Source organism: Janthinobacterium saanense (genome assembly GCF_014200675.1).
GTDB lineage: Bacteria > Pseudomonadota > Gammaproteobacteria > Burkholderiales > Burkholderiaceae_D > Janthinobacterium.
In genome coordinates, this window is the sequence record NZ_JACHCI010000002.1 from 210,152 (window position 1) to 226,580 (window position 16,429).

Sequence of the window (16,429 nt, forward strand, 5' to 3'; positions counted from 1 at the left end):
CGTCACATGCGTTCCATCTTCGGCATCCACACGCGCAGCAGCGAATACAGGCGGTCGAGGTCGATAGGCTTGGCCAGATAATCGGAAGCGCCCGCCTGCAGGCATTCTTCCTGGTCATTTTTCATGGCCTTGGCCGTGATGGCGATGATGGGCAGCTTGTTGAAGCGGCCGTCGGCGCGGATCTGGCGCGTTGCTTCCAGTCCATCCATGCCGGGCATCATCACATCCATCAGCACCAGGTCAATATCGTCCACGCTGTTGAGCTTGCTGATCGCTTCGAAACCATTGCGGCCGATTTCCACCAGCACGCCTTTTTGCTCCAGCGCATTGGTCAAGGCAAAGATGTTGCGCACGTCGTCGTCCACCAGCAAGATTCTGCGGCCTTCGAAGACGCGCTCGCGGCTGCGCACCTGTTGCAGCATGCCTTGCCGCTCGCTCGACAGTTCCGACTCTACCTTGTGCAGGAACAAGGTCACTTCGTCCAGCAGGCGCTCGGGCGATCGGGCGCCCTTGATGATGATGGAGCGCGAATATTTCATCAGGTCCGCTTCTTCTTCGCGGCTCAGGTTGCGCCCCGTGTAGACGATGACGGGCGGGAAGGAGCACAGTTCCTCGTGTTCCATGCGCTCGAGCAACTCGTTACCCTGGATATCGGGCAGTTTCAAGTCGATGATCATGCAATCGAAAGTCTGGGTTTTCAGCAAGGCCAAAGCCTCTTCGCCCAGCGCCACGGCAGTGATCTCCACGTCATCGTCGCTGATCAGGCGCACCACGCTTGCGCGCTGGCGTTCATCGTCTTCCACCAGCAGTATGCGTTTCATCTTTTGCGTGAACTTGGCCTCGAGCTTGAGGAATACGTCTTTCAGCTGGTCGCGCGTACGCGGTTTTGTCGCGTAGCCGATGGCGCCCAGCTGCATGGCCGCTTGCACCTGGTCGTTGCCGGACACGATGTGCACGGGGATATGGCGGGTCAGCGGATTTTCCTTGAGCATCTGCAAGACCAGCAAACCTGGCCGGTCGGGCAGGCCGATATCGAGCAAGATGGCGTCGGGCAAGAACTCCAAGGCCAGGCGCAAGCCCTCGTCGGCGCCGTGCGCCACCAGGCAGCGGTAGTGCATTTCATGCGCCAGGTCGAACAGGATGCCGGCAAACGCCGGTTCATCCTCGATCACCAGTACCGAGCGCTGGCCCGTCTTGGCGGCGCCTGCCTGGTCGCGGTCATCCTTGAAAGTAGGCAAGGGCACGGCCCTTGCAGGTATGGCTACAGGTGCGGCAGGCTGGCTGGCTGGTGCGCTAACGAGGTCTGGGCGATGCGGCGTTGCCGCTGCTTGCCAGGCCAGCGGCAGGGTCAAGCTGAACGTGCTGCCCTGGCCCGGCGTGCTGGCCAGCTCGATGCTGCCGCCCAGCAATGCTGCCAGATCGCGTGAAATCGACAGGCCCAGGCCCGTGCCGCCATAGCGGCGGCTGGTCGTGCCATCGGCCTGGTGGAAGGCGTCGAAGATGCGCTGCTGCTGGTCGCTGGCGATGCCGATGCCGGAATCCTGTACCTGGAAGCGCGCATTGCCGGCCTCGTCCACGCCGGCGTGCAGGGTTACCGTGCCCGCATCCGTGAATTTGATGGCGTTCGACAGCAGGTTCTTGAGGATTTGTTCCAGGCGCTGGCGGTCGCTGACAAACGCGGGCGGCGTATCGGGCGCCACTTGCACCACAAAGTCCAGATGCTTTTGCTGGGCTTGCGGGCCGAACAGCATCTTCATGCTGCTTAATAACTCTTCGAAAGGCACGGATTCCGGCACCAGTTCCAGCTTGCCGGCTTCGACCTTGGAAATGTCGAGGATGTCGTTAATCAGGGTCAGCAAGTCGTTGCCGGCCGAATAGATGGTTTGCGCGAACGTCACTTGCTCGGGCGTCAGATTGCCGCCGCTATTGTCGGCCAGCAGTTTCGACAGGATCAAGGAGCTGTTGAGCGGGGTGCGCAGCTCGTGCGACATATTGGCCAGGAATTCCGACTTGTAGCGGCTGGCCTTTTGCAATTCCTCGGCGCGCGCCTCGAGCTGGGTGTGGGCTTCGACTATGGCCATGTTTTTCTGGTCCAGCGCCAGTGCCTGCACGGCGAGTTGCTCGTTGGAGTGTTCCAGCGCCGTTTTTTGCGTTTCCAGATGCGCTTGCGACTGTTCCAGCACGCGCGACTGTTCACCCAGTTCTTCGTTGGCGGTGCGCAATTCTTCTTGCTGCACTTCCAGCTCTTCATTCAGTTGTTGGGTTTCTTCCAGTACATTTTGCAGACGCTGACGGTATTGCGCCGCTTCCACCGAAGTGCCGACATTGGCGGCGATCAGGCGCAGCAATTCCAGGTCGCGTTTGTCGACGGGGTGCGTAAAGGCCAGCTCGATCACGCCATTCACGGTGCCTTCATTATCCACCGGCAACAGCACCAGTTCCAGCGGCGCGCCATGGCCCACGCTGGAATGGACGGTCAGATAGTTGCCCGGCACCTGGCGGATATGCTTGAGGCGTTTTTCGCGCGCCGTTTCACCCACCAGTCCTTCGCCCAGCTTGAACACCTGTTTTTCGCGCGCGCCTTGCTCGGTGAAACCATACACGGCTGCACGGCGCAGGCTGCCATCGTCATCGACCACATACAGGGTGGCGACAGCAACTTCCAGCCGCCTGGCCAGGAAATCGAGTACTTGCCGCCCCAGTTGCTGCAGGGCCAACTGGCCACGCGTGTGTTCCGCCAGTTCGGTTTGCCCCGTGCGCAACCACGCCTGTTCTTGCAGCACATCATTATCCTTGCCGCGCTGCTCCAGTGCCTCGTTGTAAATGGACGATAGCTGTAGCAACTCACGCCGGCCCAGGTAGGCCAGCAGGCCCGACAAGCCCAGGCTCAGGAAAAGAAATACCAGCACCGTGAACGTGGTGCCATTTTCGGCCTGGTCGCTGCGTTCCTGGCGCAAACGCTGCTCCATGGTGATGAAGTTGAGGAATTCGCGGCGGATTTCATCGAATTCCAGCTTGCCTTCGCCCTGGCGTACGCGGACCAGGAATTCCTGGTTGTTGCGGCGCTGTGCGATCACGCTTTCCGCGTAGTCCATCCACTGGCCTTGCAAGGCGCGGATGCGGCGCAGGCGGTCGACCTGCATCGGGCTGTCGGCTACCAGTTCCAGCAGGGTAGACATTTCGACGGCGATCTTGGCCTTGCCCGATTTATAGGGCGCCAGGAAGGTTTCATCTCCCGTCAGCAAATAGCCGCGCATGCCCGTTTCCAGGTCGACCGACAATTTCATGACTTCATTGGCATTGCCGATCACCCGTTCCGAATGCTCGACGGAACGCAATGAGGACAAAAGGTAGGCGATCAGGCCGACAAACACCAGCGCCGTCACCACACCCACGATCAGGGGCAGGGTGACATTGCGGGCCAGTATGCGGCGGAAACTGAAGGTGTCGATAGGCGTCTTGGTATTCATCGGGGCCGGGGTGGGTGAGCGGTGGAAAGGATTTTAACTGAAGTGCAATGTTTTTCATGCACGGGAGCGCAGCTTGCATTAGCATGTCTGGCGAGTTGTCAGCAATGCCATTCTGCTTGGTGTTTTTCCATCATTCAAGAATAGGGAGTCTATGCTTCGTCATATTATTTTCGGCGCCATGCTGGCTGGCAGTGTCCAGCTGAGCGCGCAAGCGGTGGTGCTCGGTAACCAGCAAAGCCAGCAACTGGTGCAGCAGGGCATAACCTTGCTGAGTTCGGGGCAAATGAAGGAAGCGCGTGGAAAATTTGAACAGGCAAGCGAGGCCGATCCTGTGGCGTCCAATCCGGTCAGTGCCCTGAGTTTGCTTTATTACGTGGTGTCGAATGAAAAGAGCCTCACTGCTGAACAACACAAGGATGCACGCAGCGCCTCGCAGGGCTTGGCGGCGCGCGCAATTGCCCTTGACGCCAATGATCCGCTGGCGCAAGAGGTGATGCGCAAACTGGCCGATGCCGGCCAGCTGGAAACCGCCTTATTGATGCTGCAATATAAAGAAGCTTACCGGCCCGAACTGGAAGCGTGGAAAACGGCCCATCCTGATGGTGTGCGGAAATTTATCAATGTGTATCACCTGATGCCGTGATTGGCTGATGCGGCTGCTACTGGGTAAATGAAAAAGCGCCGGACAAATTGTCCGGCGCTTTTTGTTGGCTTGAAGTTGACGGCTACATATATGTCAGTCGCGTATCTCCAGCGCCCGGTTCAGGCTGAGCGCGGCCAGCGAGGCGACGGCGCCCGACAGCAGGTAGAAGCTGACGTAGGCCAGACCGAAGTTGGCCGACAGTCCCAGTGCCACCAGTGGGGCGAAACCGGCGCCGACCAGCCAGGCCAGGTCGGAGGTCAGGGCGGCGCCCGTGTAGCGGAAGCGGGCAGGGAAGTTGGCGGTCACGGCGCCGGCGGCCTGGCCGTAGGACAAGCCCAGCAGGCTGAAGCCCACCAGGATGAAGACGTCCTGGCCGGTATTGCCGCCGCCCATCAGGGTAGGCACGAAGGCGCTGAAGATGGCGATCAGCACGGCCAGCACGCCCAGGGTAGTGCGGCGGCCGAAGCGGTCCGCCAGCAAGCCCGACAGGACGATGCCGACGGCGGCCAGCACGGCGCCCACCATCTGGACTTTCAGGAAGTCGGGCGCCGAACGCGTCTGGTAGACGGAAATCCACGACAGCGGGAACACGGTGACCAGGTGAAACAGGGCGTAGCTGGCCAGCGCGGCGAGGGCGCCGATCACCACGTTGCGGCCCTGGCCGCGGCTCATCTCGAACACGCTGACCGGCTGCAGTTCGCGTTCATCGAGCAGGCGCGCATATTCATTGGTCGATACCAGGCGCAAACGGGCAAACAGGGCTACCACATTGATAGCGAAGGCCACGTAGAAGGGGTAGCGCCAGCCCCAGTCGAGGAATTCATCGTCGGACAGGGTGACCAGCATATATAAGAACAGGCCGGCGGCGATCAAAAAGCCGACCGGTGCGCCCAGCTGGCCCAGCATGGCGTACCAGCCGCGCTTGTTGGCTGGCGCGTTCAGGGCCAGCAAGGACGGCAAGCCATCCCAGGAACCGCCGAGCGCGACGCCCTGGCCGATGCGCAGCACGGACAGCCAGATGATGGCGGCGAAGCCCAGATGGGAGTAGGTGGGCAGGAAGGCGATGCCGGCGGTCGATACCCCCAGCAGGAACAGGGCGATCGTCAGCTTGGCGCTGCGGCCCATGCGGCGCTGGATCTCCATGAAGATCACGGTGCCGAAGGGGCGGGCGATGAAAGCGAAGGAGAAAATCAAAAAGGCATATAAGGTGCCCTCTAGGCGCTCTTCAAACGGAAAGAAGACGCGCGGAAACACCAGCACCGAGGCGATGGCGTACACAAAGAAGTCAAAGTATTCGGAAGCGCGGCCGATGATGACGCCGACGGCAATTTCGCCAGGGTCGATGTGCGACTCTTCGGTGCCGGCCCCGCGTGCGTCGCGCAGGGAATGTGGGGAAAAGTCGGCAGGAACGTCCCCGTTGTGTGTGCGCGTGCTGGACATGATGATCGTCTCCAATATAGTTTCGAGTTCGGCCAACGCGTTTGCTCACTACCCCGGGGGTCTCACGCCCGGAGGTGGACTATTCATGCGGTAGTAGCAAAAAAACCAGCTGCTGCCGAGTAAAAGTCCGAGCCAGGGGGTGGACAAAACGTCCAATTGCCAACGCGCTCCAGTAAGAATACAGTAACATATCTTCATCCCCTGTACTGGATTTTCCTGTATGTTTTCATTAAAAGTTCGTCACGGACTGGCTTTGTTACCCCTGACTCTGTTGGCTGGTTGCAATACAGTGGTACTGAATCCGTCCGGTGACATTGCTATTCAGCAAGGCAATCTCATTGTCATCTCGACATTGCTGATGCTGTTGATTATCGTTCCGGTGATCGCCCTGACCCTGCTCTTCGCATGGCGCTACCGTAAAAACAACACCGCGGCCAAATATGAGCCGGACTGGGACCACTCGACTCGCCTCGAGCTGATCATCTGGGGCGCGCCCCTGCTGATCATTATCGTGCTGGGCCTGCTGACCTGGATCAGCACCCACACCCTGGACCCATATCGTCCATTGAGCCGTATCGACGCCAACCGCCCGATTCCGGCCAGCACCAAGCCGATGATCGTGGAAGTCGTGGCGCTGGACTGGAAATGGCTGTTCATTTACCCTGAGCAAGGTATCGCCACGGTCAATGAGCTGTATGCGCCGATTGATCGTCCTATCCGCTTCAAGATTACCGCTTCGTCCGTCATGAACTCGTTCTTCATTCCAGCACTGGCAGGTCAGATCTACGCCATGCCGGGTATGGAAACGAAACTCAATGCCGTGATGAACAAGACCGGCGTGTATGACGGCTTCTCGTCGAACTACAGCGGCGCCGGCTTCTCGGGCATGCGCTTCAAGTTCCATGGCGTGAGCGACGCGGACTTTGATAAATGGGTAGAAACGGCACGTGCCGGTGGCGGCGCGCTGAACCGCGACGATTACCTGGCATTGGAAAAGCCGAGCGAGCGCGATCCTGTGCGCCGCTACAGCAATGTGCCGGCTGATTTGTACAAGGCTATCCTGAACCGCACCATCGTTTCGGACGCCCTGTGTGTTACGCCGGTCGAGCCTTACAAGGCGCCGGTGGCAAACAGCCCGGTAGCGGCCGTAACGGCAGTAGTCGCTAGCGATGCAGTCGTTGAAAAGGGCGTTCAATCCAAGTAACAACTGCATGAATCAGGCAGCGCATGGTATTGGCGCTGCAGATACTGGCGCCGTTTGCCTGGCGCCTCCCTTTTTTCTCTGAGAGTAACAATGCTAGACCATATTGATCTGACGAAGCTTATATTCGGCCGTCTGACTTGGGATGCAATTCCATTTCACGAACCTATCCTGCTCGCGACCTTTGCCATGGTCGGAGTGGGCGGCGTCGCACTGCTTGCAGCGCTGACGTATTTCCGCGTCTGGGGTACCCTGTGGCGCGACTGGATTACCAGTATCGACCATAAAAAAATCGGTATCATGTACATGATCCTGGGCCTGGTCATGCTGTTGCGCGGCTTTGCCGACGCGCTCATGATGCGTACCCAGCAGGCGATCGCCTTTGGCGACAACCCTGGCTTCCTGCCTCCGCATCACTACGACCAGATCTTCACCGCCCACGGCGTGATCATGATCTTCTTCGTCGCGATGCCTTTCGTAACGGGTCTGATGAACTATGTCGTGCCGATGCAGATCGGCGCCCGCGACGTGGCGTTCCCATTCCTGAACAACTTCAGCTTCTGGATGACCACCTTCGGTGCCGTGCTGGTGATGGCTTCCCTGTTCGTCGGCGAATTCGCGCGCACGGGCTGGCTGGCATATCCACCGCTGTCTGGCATCGCTGCCAGTCCGGATGTGGGGGTAGACTATTACATATGGTCATTGCAGATTGCCGGGGTCGGGACGCTATTGTCTGGCGTCAACCTGATCGCCACCATCGTCAAGTTCCGCGCGCCTGGCATGACCTGGATGAAAATGCCAGTGTTCACCTGGACCGCTCTGTGCACCAACATCCTGATCGTCGCTGCTTTCCCGGTGCTGACCGCTGTATTGGCCATGCTGTCGCTGGACCGTATCGCCGGCTTTAACTTCTTCACCACCGAACTGGGCGGCAACGCCATGATGTACGTCAATCTGATCTGGATCTGGGGTCACCCAGAGGTGTACATCCTGATCCTGCCACTGTTCGGCGTGTTCTCGGAAGTCGTCGCCACCTTCAGCAGCAAACGCCTGTTCGGCTATGCTTCGATGGTCTACGCTACCTGCGTCATCATGATCCTGTCCTACCTGGTGTGGCTGCATCACTTCTTCACCATGGGTTCGGGCGCCAGCGTCAACTCCTTCTTTGGTATCACCACCATGATTATCTCGATCCCGACGGGCGCGAAGATCTTCAACTGGCTGTTTACCATGTACCGCGGCCGTATCCGTTTCGAACTGCCCATGATGTGGACGATCGGCTTCATGATCACCTTCACCATCGGCGGCATGACCGGCGTGCTGCTGGCCGTACCACCTGCTGACTTCGTGCTGCACAACAGCCTGTTCCTGATTGCTCACTTCCATAACGTGATCATCGGTGGCGTGGTGTTTGGCGTGTTCGCTGCAATCAACTACTGGTTCCCGAAAGCATTCGGCTTCAAGCTCGATAACTTCTGGGGCAAATGCTCGTTCTGGTTCTGGTTCGTTGGCTTCTACCTGGCCTTCATGCCGCTGTACGTGCTGGGCCTGATGGGCGTGACCCGCCGCATGAACCACTTTGAAGATCCATCGCTGCAAGTGTGGACCATCATCGCCTGGTTTGGTGCTGTCTCGATCGCGCTGGGTATCGGTTCGATGCTGGTGCAGTTCTATGTCAGCTTCCGCAACCGCGAAGCACTGCGCGATGTGACCGGCGACCCATGGGGCGGCCGTACGCTGGAATGGTCGACGTCGTCGCCACCGCCAGACTATAATTTCGCCTTCACGCCGCAAGTGCACGAACTCGATGCATGGACCGACATGAAGAAACACGGTTACCAGCGTCCGACGTCGGGCTTCACGAAGATTCACATGCCTAAGAACACCTGGGCTGGTTTCGTGATCGCCGCCTTGAGCGCCGTGATTGGTTTTGGCCTGATCTGGCAAATGTGGCTCGTCGCCGGCCTCGGCTTCGTGGTCATGATGGCTGCCATCATCACCCATACCTTTAACTACAAGCGCGATTTCTATATTTCGGCGGAAGAAGTGACCCGTACCGAAGACGCTTACACTAAATTGCTGAGCAGCCATGTCTGATACCATCGCCCATAACACCGGCGCCGCTGGCGCCGCACCATCGCGCAGCTACTTTGTGCGCGAGCACCACCCGGAAAACGCCAGCTTGCTGGGTTTCTGGCTCTACCTGATGAGCGATTGCCTGATCTTCGCCTGCCTGTTTGCCGTCTATGCAGTATTGGGCCGCAACTATGCAGACGGTCCGACCGGCGCCGCACTGTTCGACCTGCCGCTGGTGGCCGTCAACACGGCCATGCTGCTGCTGTCGTCGATCACCTATGGCTTCGCCATGCTGACCATGCAGCGCAAGAAACTGGGCGCTACCCTGGTATGGCTGGCCATTACCGGCCTGTTCGGCCTGGCCTTCCTGTCGCTGGAACTGTATGAGTTCCATCACCTGATCCACGAAGGCGCAGGCCCGCAACGCAGCGCGTTCCTGTCTTCGTTCTTCGCGCTGGTTGCCACCCACGGCTTGCACGTGACGTTCGGTATCGTCTGGCTCGTGACGTTGATGTTCCAGCTGAAAAAGCATGGCCTGACGCCTGAAAATGGCCGCCGCATGATGTGCCTGTCGCTGTTCTGGCATTTCCTGGACGTGATCTGGATCGGCGTATTCACCTTTGTTTATCTGATGGGAGTCCTGCCATGAGCGACCACACCACACACGGCGACCATGATCACCATGACAGCCAGCACCATGACCAGCACGATCATGGCAGCCTGAAAAGCTACACCATCGGTTTCATCCTCTCGGTGATCCTGACGGCAATTCCTTTCTGGCTGGTGATGAACAAGGTCATCACCGATTCGGGCACGATGGGCCTGGTACTGCTGGCGTTTGCAGCAGTGCAAGTGGTGGTACACATGGTGTACTTCCTGCACATGAACGCCAAGTCCGAAGGCGGCTGGAACATGATGGCACTGGTCTTCACCATCATGGTGGTGGTCATTGCCATGGCCGGTTCGCTGTGGGTCATGTACCACATGAACCACAACATGATGCCTAGCATGATGCCTGACGCCATGCACATGCAATCGGCTCCATGATGAGTCAACCGCGCCCAGGCAGTATCGGGCGCGCCCCTGGCGCCGCATCGCAAGATGCCGCGCCAGGCCCACGCGGCACAGTCATGCGTTATGTATGGCTGGTGCTGGCGGGGATCTTGTTTGCCGGTTTCTGTGCCCTGGGCACCTGGCAAGTCAAGCGCCTGCAATGGAAGCTTGACCTGATCGCGCGCGTCGACCAGCGCGTACATGCGCCCGCAACGGACGCACCTGGACCTGCAGCATGGGCCAGTGTGACGCAGCAAACGGATGAATACCGCCACGTGCGGCTCTCCGGTACTTATCTCCCCATATTCAATACCCTGGTGCAAGCCACCACCGAACTCGGCAGCGGCTACTGGCTGATGACGCCTTTGCGCCTGGCAGACGGCAGCACCGTGCTGATCAACCGGGGTTTCGTGCCCAGGCGCGAAAGCATCGCCGCCAGCACGCCGGCCGGCATCGTCACCGTCCAGGGCTTGCTGCGCATCAGCGAGACGGGCGGCGGCTTTTTGCGTGAAAACAGTCCTGCCACGCAGCACTGGTATTCGCGCGACGTGGCGGCGATTGCCACCTCGAACATGCTGACCAAGGTGGCGCCATATTTTGTCGATGCCGAAAAAAATCAGGAAACCGCCGCCGACGCCCCGGTCGGTGGCCTGACGGTGATTTCCTTCCATAACAGTCACCTGGTGTACGCCTTCACCTGGTATGCGCTGGCCCTGATGGTGGCCGGCATCAGCTGGTGGCTGCTGCGCGAAGAGCGCAAGCGCAAGGCCAAGGCCGAGGCAAAACAAGCTGGACAGCAGGGCGGCTAAGGTGGAAATACTGCCTAACCGCGCTGTGCTGGAACGCGGTGCGGTGGCGGCCGAGATGGAACATCCGGCCGGCCACCAGAACATGAAGCTGCTGATCCAGCTGCGCTGGCTGGCCGTGATCGGCCAGATCAGCACGATTTTTGGCGTCGGCGTCGGCCTCGGGATCGCATTGCCCGTGCCGTATATGCTCGAAGTGCTGTCTTGTCTGATCGCCTTCAACCTGGCCAGCCTGTTGCGCTGGCACGAACGCCAGCCCGTCTCGAACACGGCGCTATTCCTGGCCTTGCTGGTCGATGTGACCGTGCTGACAGCCCAGCTCTACCTGAGCGGCGGCATCAGCAACCCGTTTGCCTTCCTGTATTTACTGCAAGTCATCCTCAGCGCCGTGCTGCTGGAAGTATGGTCGACCTGGATCATGGTGGCCATTACCAGTCTGTGCCTGGGCGGTCTGGCCTTGCTGCCGGGGCCACCGCTGATCCTGTCCATCGATCCCGAGCGCGGCTTTTCCAGCCTGTACGTCCAGGGCTTGCTGATCTGCTTTATCCTGAACGCGGCCTTGCTGGTGGTGTTTATCACGCGCATCAACCGCAACCAGCGCGCCGGCGACGCCAAGGTGGCCGATTTGCGCCAGCGCGCGGCCGAAGAAGAACATATCATCCGCATGGGTCTATTGGCTTCCGGTGCGGCGCACGAACTGGGCACGCCGCTGGCCACTTTATCGGTCATCCTCGGTGACTGGCGCCGCATGCCCGAATTGAGCAAGAATGGCGAGTTGCTGGAAGAAATCACCGAAATGCAGGCGCAGTTGCAACGCTGCAAGAGCATCGTCAGCGGCATCTTGCTGTCGGCTGGCGAGGCGCGCGGCGAATCTTCCGTCAAGACCACGATCAATACCTTTTTGGGCGACCTGGTCGACGAATGGCGCAGCAGCCGCCCGATCCATGATTTTGAATACGACAACCGCATCGAACACGATGTGCCGGTGGTGTTTGATTCGACTTTAAAACAAACCATTTGCAATGTGCTCGATAATGCACTGGAAGCATCGCCGGACTGGCTGCGCTTCGAAGCCACGCGCGAACAGGATGCCTTGCACCTGGTCGTCACCGACGCCGGCCCCGGTTTCGAGCCCTCGATGCTGAATCACCTGGGCAAGCCGTATCAGTCCAGCAAGGGCAAACCCGGCGGCGGACTGGGCTTGTTCCTGGTGGTCAACGTGGCGCGCACCCTGGGCGGCACGGTAACGGCGCGCAACCGCGTGCAGGGCGGGGCGGTAGTGCACCTGACCTTGCCGCTGGCGGCCATCAAACTGGAAACGGAAAACAAGAATAATGACTGACGAGCGTTTGTTACTGATCGTGGAAGACGACGCGGCGTTTGCGCGCACCCTGGCCCGCTCGTTCGAGCGGCGCGGCTACACCGTGATCCACGCCACCAATCATGATGAAGCGAGCGCCTTGCTGGAACACCACAAGCCCGATTACGCGGTGGTCGACCTCAAGCTGAACGGCAACACCTCAGGCCTGGCTTGCGTGCAGATGCTGCACCAGCGCAATGAAGACATGCTGATCGTCGTGCTGACCGGCTACGCCAGCATCGGCACGGCTGTGGAGGCGATCAAGCTGGGCGCCTGCCAATACCTGGCCAAGCCATCGAACACGGACGATATCGAGGCGGCCTTCGGCCACGTGGCCGGCAGCGCCGAAATCGAACTGACCAGCCGCGCGACCAATATCAAGACCCTGGAATGGGAGCGCATCCACGAAATGCTGGCCGAAACGGATTTCAATATCTCGGAAACGGCCCGCCGCCTGGGCATGCACCGGCGGACTTTGGCGAGGAAGCTGGAAAAGCAGCGGGTGAAGTAGGGGCTGATCTGCCGGCTCTGCTTCCCATACCCGACGGCGCGCATGACAACGGCTAGTGCGACTTCGGGCTGTTTGATTGAGGATGAAGGTTGAATTCCCAAAAATTCTCGCCCGGTCGGGCAGTGATTAAGCACAGAATAGTTCACTGATCGAGATGGTCGAGATGGTCGATCCCTTCCATTTTCCCGCCAAAGAGGGACAAGTGCTCGCGAGAGCGCACTAGCAAGTCAGCTTGGTCTGCACGCGGGTCGTCTACAAGTCGCACTTGCAGTATCATTTCATCGTCAAGTTCCTCAGTCTGCAAGCTGTCTAGCGCATGAAGTCCCACATATCGCTGTGTCACGGCCTTGCCCTGACGATTCATGTAAACATGTTCCGACGATTCGCAGAGTAAATTGGCCTTCATATAGGCCGCGTCCGGACAGTCAGCCTTGATCAATACGATTTCAATGAGTAAGGTCGGCTGCGCGCAATTCGTGACGGCCACATCGTCACCTGCGCGACCATTGCAAGCACAGATAGAAAGCTTGACACGCCTACGACGAGGAACTGCCACTGGCCAGGTTCCGGCGATATTATCCTGCTCTTTAAGAATTAAAAATATTTGCAGTTACCCGACCAAACGAATTCCCGTTTTTTCAGCATATATGCGCATGTTAAGTATTCTGCGGCTTCATCCAATTCACTTTTCTCTAATGCACATTGTTCCAAGCGAAGATGCAAGAATTGAATGTCTGCGCCACTAGGGAAGATCATTGTATAGCAAAACGCATCCAAACTGACAATACCCCCAGGGGAAGCGTGCGTCTGCCATTGCTGCCAGGAATCAGGTGCTAGCCTCCCATTCGCTTTTAGGTTCAGAAACAATCTTCCAAGTCTCGTTGTACTTCGAACTCGCACCACACAGTCATTGACCTTTACTAAGTAAGTTGCATTAAATTATTGTTATTCCTGAATTTCATAAGCGGCGCGCTGTAGGGCTGTCAGTAAGGTTCATCCTCTGCTCCATTGCATCGCGGCGGCCACCTTGCAGCGCATCCGCTTCTGTTTACGACCAATGCACAATAATTTCGTGGAGATTACTTAGCTAATCAACTGATGCCGAGAGCGACATTATTCTTTCTCGCACTGCGGTGGTTAGTTCTAGTTCCATATCTAAGTAGTTCATCAATTTTTTGCTGTCAAAGCCTGATGGGCTGGTGAAATGCCGTTGTTGTCTCAGCTCAATGCGTTAGGGAGCCACCGATTAATTCGACTTTTCGTCCAAACCATGTATGTAAGTTCTTGATTTGTAAGGGGACGGATTTTTAGAAACTGAATTAATCAGCGCTTCCTTAGAGAAGTGCCGTCGATGAATAATCAGTATTTTCCTAGCGCCTTATTTTCTACCTTTAAACTAAAATGGAATATTCGTCCTATTGGAAATTCATATGTCGGTCACCTCTGAATTTACGCATAGCCATTCGAGAAGTAATTACATGATTGAAGTGTTGAGGGAGTGAAATTTATACCAATAGTAAAAACCCACTTCATTATCCAAGGAATAAGGCCTATTTTTTTATTATTTATAAATCATATATTTATTTAGATTTACAAATAAAAAGGGATGTAGGGAATCTCTAGCTATTTTTTTTCTAGATAATTTTCTTTGTGATTCTTGGTTTAATTATGTTGTTAAAGAAATAAGTCTGGAGTAAATATAATTCCCCAAAAGGATGGAACTATGGTAGTGTGGCATTTCTTGCAATTTAAATTATAGCAATGGAAGATAAATGATGAAAACGGAGCTCTTTACAGTATCAAAAATATTTCACGAATCACTCTTCCGCATTCCAGATTACCAACGTGGCTACTCTTGGGAGGAGCGTCATTTGAAAGATTTTTGGGCAGATTTGGAGCAGCTCGTCGAAGGAAAGAACCACTATACCGGTGTGTTAACTTTAGAAGCTGTACCTGCAACTATTTGGGAGAATTGGGTTGATGATAGGTGGATAATTGAATCGAGGAGATATGCGCCATACTATGTCGTTGATGGTCAACAACGTCTTACAACTATCACTATATTACTGCAATGTATATTGGAAATTTCCGGTGATGACGATTTAAATTTTACTCCTGCCGATTCTGTTGAGAAAAAATACATTTTTGATCATCGTGCAAAAAGTCACTCTAGAGCCTATATATTTGGATATGAAAAAGACAATCCAAGTTATGAATATCTAAAAACAAAGATATTTGGTGAACCATCTGACCATCATTCCACAAACGAAGAAACAATTTACACAAGAAATCTTTTAAATGCTAAAGATTTTTTCATAAAAAAATTAAAAGATATAAAGAAGTCAAGCCTAGAAGTTTTATATACAAAAATTTCTCAACAATTAGTTTTTAATGTATATGAAATAGCAAAAGAAATAGATGTATTTGTCGCATTTGAGACTATGAATAATCGAGGGAAGCCACTGTCAACTCTTGAGCTGCTGAAAAATAGATTAATATATTTAGCAATGCAGATGCCTGATGCTGGTAATGGTGATGGAACAAGATTGAGGCGAGTTATTAATGATGCATGGAAAACTGTTTATCATAATTTAGGGAAAAATGAAAGGCGACAACTTGCAGATGATGATTTTTTAAGAACTCATTTTTCATTATATTATCATTTATATGTAAGCCCAGAACTTCCTGTGGACGAAGATGAGAGTCAGCGATATATGTCAAAATATATGACGGTTATTGATAATACATCTAGCTTTTTATTGGGTAGATTATTTACAAGAAAAAGGCTCTCTGAGAGTCCGAATGATCCTCTTCCGAATATTACGTCTGAAACACTTCACGACTATGCTGCACACTTAAAATCTTCTGTAGAAATTTATTTTAAAATAAGCACTCCTGATAGAAGTGATTATTCAGAAAATGAGAAAATAATGCTCGAGCGCTTAGGGCGATTGCGGGGATATGGTGCAAGTCCTTTGTTGTTGACATTGTATGTTTTGGAAAAAAATTCGGCAAAACGTCATACTTTGCTTCATGCATTTGAGCGTTGGAACTTTTTAACATCCATGAAGTGGGGTGTTCAAAGAACCTTATATTTTAATCGCTATATAAATATTGAAGTTGTTAAATTCATGAAAGGCAAAGTAAAAATAGATCATTTGGTAACTTTTTACACAAACACTATCGATCAGATATTAAAAGAAGAATCTGTTGCTGATTCAATAAATAATTGGATAAAAAATGGGCCAGGATATTACGGATGGAGAAGCATTAACTATTTTTTATTTGAATATGAACTTTCTTTAAAAGAAAAATCTAAATCTTCCAGATCAAAAATTGATTGGGATGCATTTTGTGCTGAAAATTTCCAAAGCGATTACTCGTCTATTGAGCATATATATCCTCAGAAAGCAAGATCTCCGTACTGGACTGAAAGGTTTGGGAGTTTTACACCTACTCAAAAACGTCTCCTAAGAAATTCTTTGGGTAATTTACTTGCTCTTTCGGCTCCGAAAAATTCCAGCTTAGGTAATAAATCATTTCATGAGAAAATTGGAAGAGAAAGTGATACTGTTGGATATCGGTATGGTAGTTATTCAGAGAATGAAGTTGCTGCATATGCAGATTGGGGTGCGCCTGAGATTGTTGAGCGTGGAATTAAAATGTTAAGTTTTATGGAGTCAAAATGGGGATTTGTTATTGGTGATAATGAGCAAAAAATTAAAGCACTTGGACTTTCGTTTTTGCTGAGAAGTAATAAATTCAGTTCTCAATAATTTTATTTGTTGCAATAAATATGCGGGTTGGTGTTAAGTGTAATAAGTATCCTAAGAGTATGAGATTTATTGCTCTGGATAAATAAAGGTCTT

General features: G+C 54.5%; 12 protein-coding genes. 9 read left to right on the forward strand and 3 right to left on the reverse strand.

What is annotated here, in order from left to right; all coding sequences use genetic code 11:
- Nucleotides 1–2: 2 nt before the first annotated feature.
- Nucleotides 3–3,470, reverse strand: coding sequence for a response regulator (locus HDE72_RS03765; protein WP_183737391.1), 3,468 nt, complete (start codon nucleotides 3,468–3,470; stop codon nucleotides 3–5).
- A 151-nt stretch (nucleotides 3,471–3,621) separates the two neighbouring features.
- Here HDE72_RS03765 and HDE72_RS03770 point away from each other — a divergent pair, with 151 nt between their 5' ends.
- Nucleotides 3,622–4,113, forward strand: a complete 492-nt coding sequence (locus HDE72_RS03770) for a hypothetical protein (protein ID WP_183737392.1) — start codon at nucleotides 3,622–3,624, stop codon at nucleotides 4,111–4,113.
- 93 nt (nucleotides 4,114–4,206) lie between these two features.
- Here the strand turns inward: HDE72_RS03770 and HDE72_RS03775 are convergent, their stop codons facing one another.
- Nucleotides 4,207–5,553, reverse strand: coding sequence for an MFS transporter (locus tag HDE72_RS03775; protein WP_183737393.1), 1,347 nt, complete (start codon nucleotides 5,551–5,553; stop codon nucleotides 4,207–4,209).
- A gap of 220 nt (nucleotides 5,554–5,773) precedes the next feature.
- Between HDE72_RS03775 and cyoA the strand changes: the two genes are divergently transcribed.
- The 7 genes from cyoA to HDE72_RS03810 all read left to right on the forward strand — a co-directional run bounded on the left by cyoA (nucleotide 5,774) and on the right by HDE72_RS03810 (nucleotide 12,560).
- Nucleotides 5,774–6,757 (forward strand): ubiquinol oxidase subunit II, encoded by a 984-nt coding sequence (gene cyoA / locus HDE72_RS03780; protein ID WP_260176470.1) that lies wholly within the window; start codon nucleotides 5,774–5,776, stop codon nucleotides 6,755–6,757.
- Nucleotides 6,758–6,847: 90 nt separating this feature from the next.
- Nucleotides 6,848–8,851, forward strand: a complete 2,004-nt coding sequence (cyoB, locus tag HDE72_RS03785; protein WP_183737394.1) for a cytochrome o ubiquinol oxidase subunit I — start codon at nucleotides 6,848–6,850, stop codon at nucleotides 8,849–8,851.
- Nucleotides 8,844–9,479 (forward strand): cytochrome o ubiquinol oxidase subunit III, encoded by a 636-nt coding sequence (gene cyoC, locus HDE72_RS03790; protein WP_183737395.1) that lies wholly within the window; start codon nucleotides 8,844–8,846, stop codon nucleotides 9,477–9,479. Before cyoB ends, cyoC begins: the two co-directional genes overlap by 8 nt.
- Nucleotides 9,476–9,877 (forward strand): cytochrome o ubiquinol oxidase subunit IV, encoded by a 402-nt coding sequence (gene cyoD / locus HDE72_RS03795; protein ID WP_183737396.1) that lies wholly within the window; start codon nucleotides 9,476–9,478, stop codon nucleotides 9,875–9,877. Before cyoC ends, cyoD begins: the two co-directional genes overlap by 4 nt.
- Nucleotides 9,874–10,692, forward strand: coding sequence for an SURF1 family protein (locus HDE72_RS03800; protein ID WP_183737397.1), 819 nt, complete (start codon nucleotides 9,874–9,876; stop codon nucleotides 10,690–10,692). The genes cyoD and HDE72_RS03800 overlap by 4 nt, the downstream gene beginning before the upstream one ends.
- A 55-nt stretch (nucleotides 10,693–10,747) precedes the next feature.
- Nucleotides 10,748–12,031: an ATP-binding protein gene (locus HDE72_RS03805; protein WP_260176509.1), complete on the forward strand. Its 1,284-nt coding sequence runs from the start codon at nucleotides 10,748–10,750 to the stop codon at nucleotides 12,029–12,031.
- Nucleotides 12,024–12,560: a response regulator transcription factor gene (locus tag HDE72_RS03810; protein WP_183737399.1), complete on the forward strand. Its 537-nt coding sequence runs from the start codon at nucleotides 12,024–12,026 to the stop codon at nucleotides 12,558–12,560. Before HDE72_RS03805 ends, HDE72_RS03810 begins: the two co-directional genes overlap by 8 nt.
- A gap of 142 nt (nucleotides 12,561–12,702) precedes the next feature.
- On the opposite strand, the gene HDE72_RS03815 is transcribed toward HDE72_RS03810, so the two are convergent.
- The gene (locus tag HDE72_RS03815; protein WP_183737400.1) at nucleotides 12,703–13,047 is read right to left on the reverse strand and encodes a DUF4288 domain-containing protein; all 345 of its coding nucleotides are present in this window, start codon (nucleotides 13,045–13,047) and stop codon (nucleotides 12,703–12,705) included.
- A gap of 1,285 nt (nucleotides 13,048–14,332) precedes the next feature.
- Between HDE72_RS03815 and HDE72_RS03820 the strand changes: the two genes are divergently transcribed.
- Nucleotides 14,333–16,336, forward strand: coding sequence for a DUF262 domain-containing protein (locus tag HDE72_RS03820; RefSeq protein ID WP_183737401.1), 2,004 nt, complete (start codon nucleotides 14,333–14,335; stop codon nucleotides 16,334–16,336).
- Nucleotides 16,337–16,429 lie beyond the last annotated feature (93 nt).

Excerpts from the sequence above, each read along its gene's own strand:
- HDE72_RS03800 (WP_183737397.1), top strand. The coding sequence starts at position 9,874 with ATGATGAGTCAACCGCGCCCAGGCAGTATCGGGCGCGCCCCTGGCGCC.
- cyoA (WP_260176470.1), top strand. The coding sequence starts at position 5,774 with ATGTTTTCATTAAAAGTTCGTCACGGACTGGCTTTGTTACCCCTGACT.
- HDE72_RS03810 (WP_183737399.1), top strand. The coding sequence starts at position 12,024 with ATGACTGACGAGCGTTTGTTACTGATCGTGGAAGACGACGCGGCGTTT.
- HDE72_RS03820 (WP_183737401.1), top strand. The coding sequence starts at position 14,333 with ATGATGAAAACGGAGCTCTTTACAGTATCAAAAATATTTCACGAATCA.
- cyoB (WP_183737394.1), top strand. The coding sequence starts at position 6,848 with ATGCTAGACCATATTGATCTGACGAAGCTTATATTCGGCCGTCTGACT.
- HDE72_RS03765 (WP_183737391.1), bottom strand. The coding sequence starts at position 3,470 with ATGAATACCAAGACGCCTATCGACACCTTCAGTTTCCGCCGCATACTG.
- HDE72_RS03805 (WP_260176509.1), top strand. The coding sequence starts at position 10,748 with ATGGAACATCCGGCCGGCCACCAGAACATGAAGCTGCTGATCCAGCTG.
- HDE72_RS03775 (WP_183737393.1), bottom strand. The coding sequence starts at position 5,553 with ATGTCCAGCACGCGCACACACAACGGGGACGTTCCTGCCGACTTTTCC.
- cyoC (WP_183737395.1), top strand. The coding sequence starts at position 8,844 with ATGTCTGATACCATCGCCCATAACACCGGCGCCGCTGGCGCCGCACCA.
- HDE72_RS03770 (WP_183737392.1), top strand. The coding sequence starts at position 3,622 with ATGCTTCGTCATATTATTTTCGGCGCCATGCTGGCTGGCAGTGTCCAG.
- cyoD (WP_183737396.1), top strand. The coding sequence starts at position 9,476 with ATGAGCGACCACACCACACACGGCGACCATGATCACCATGACAGCCAG.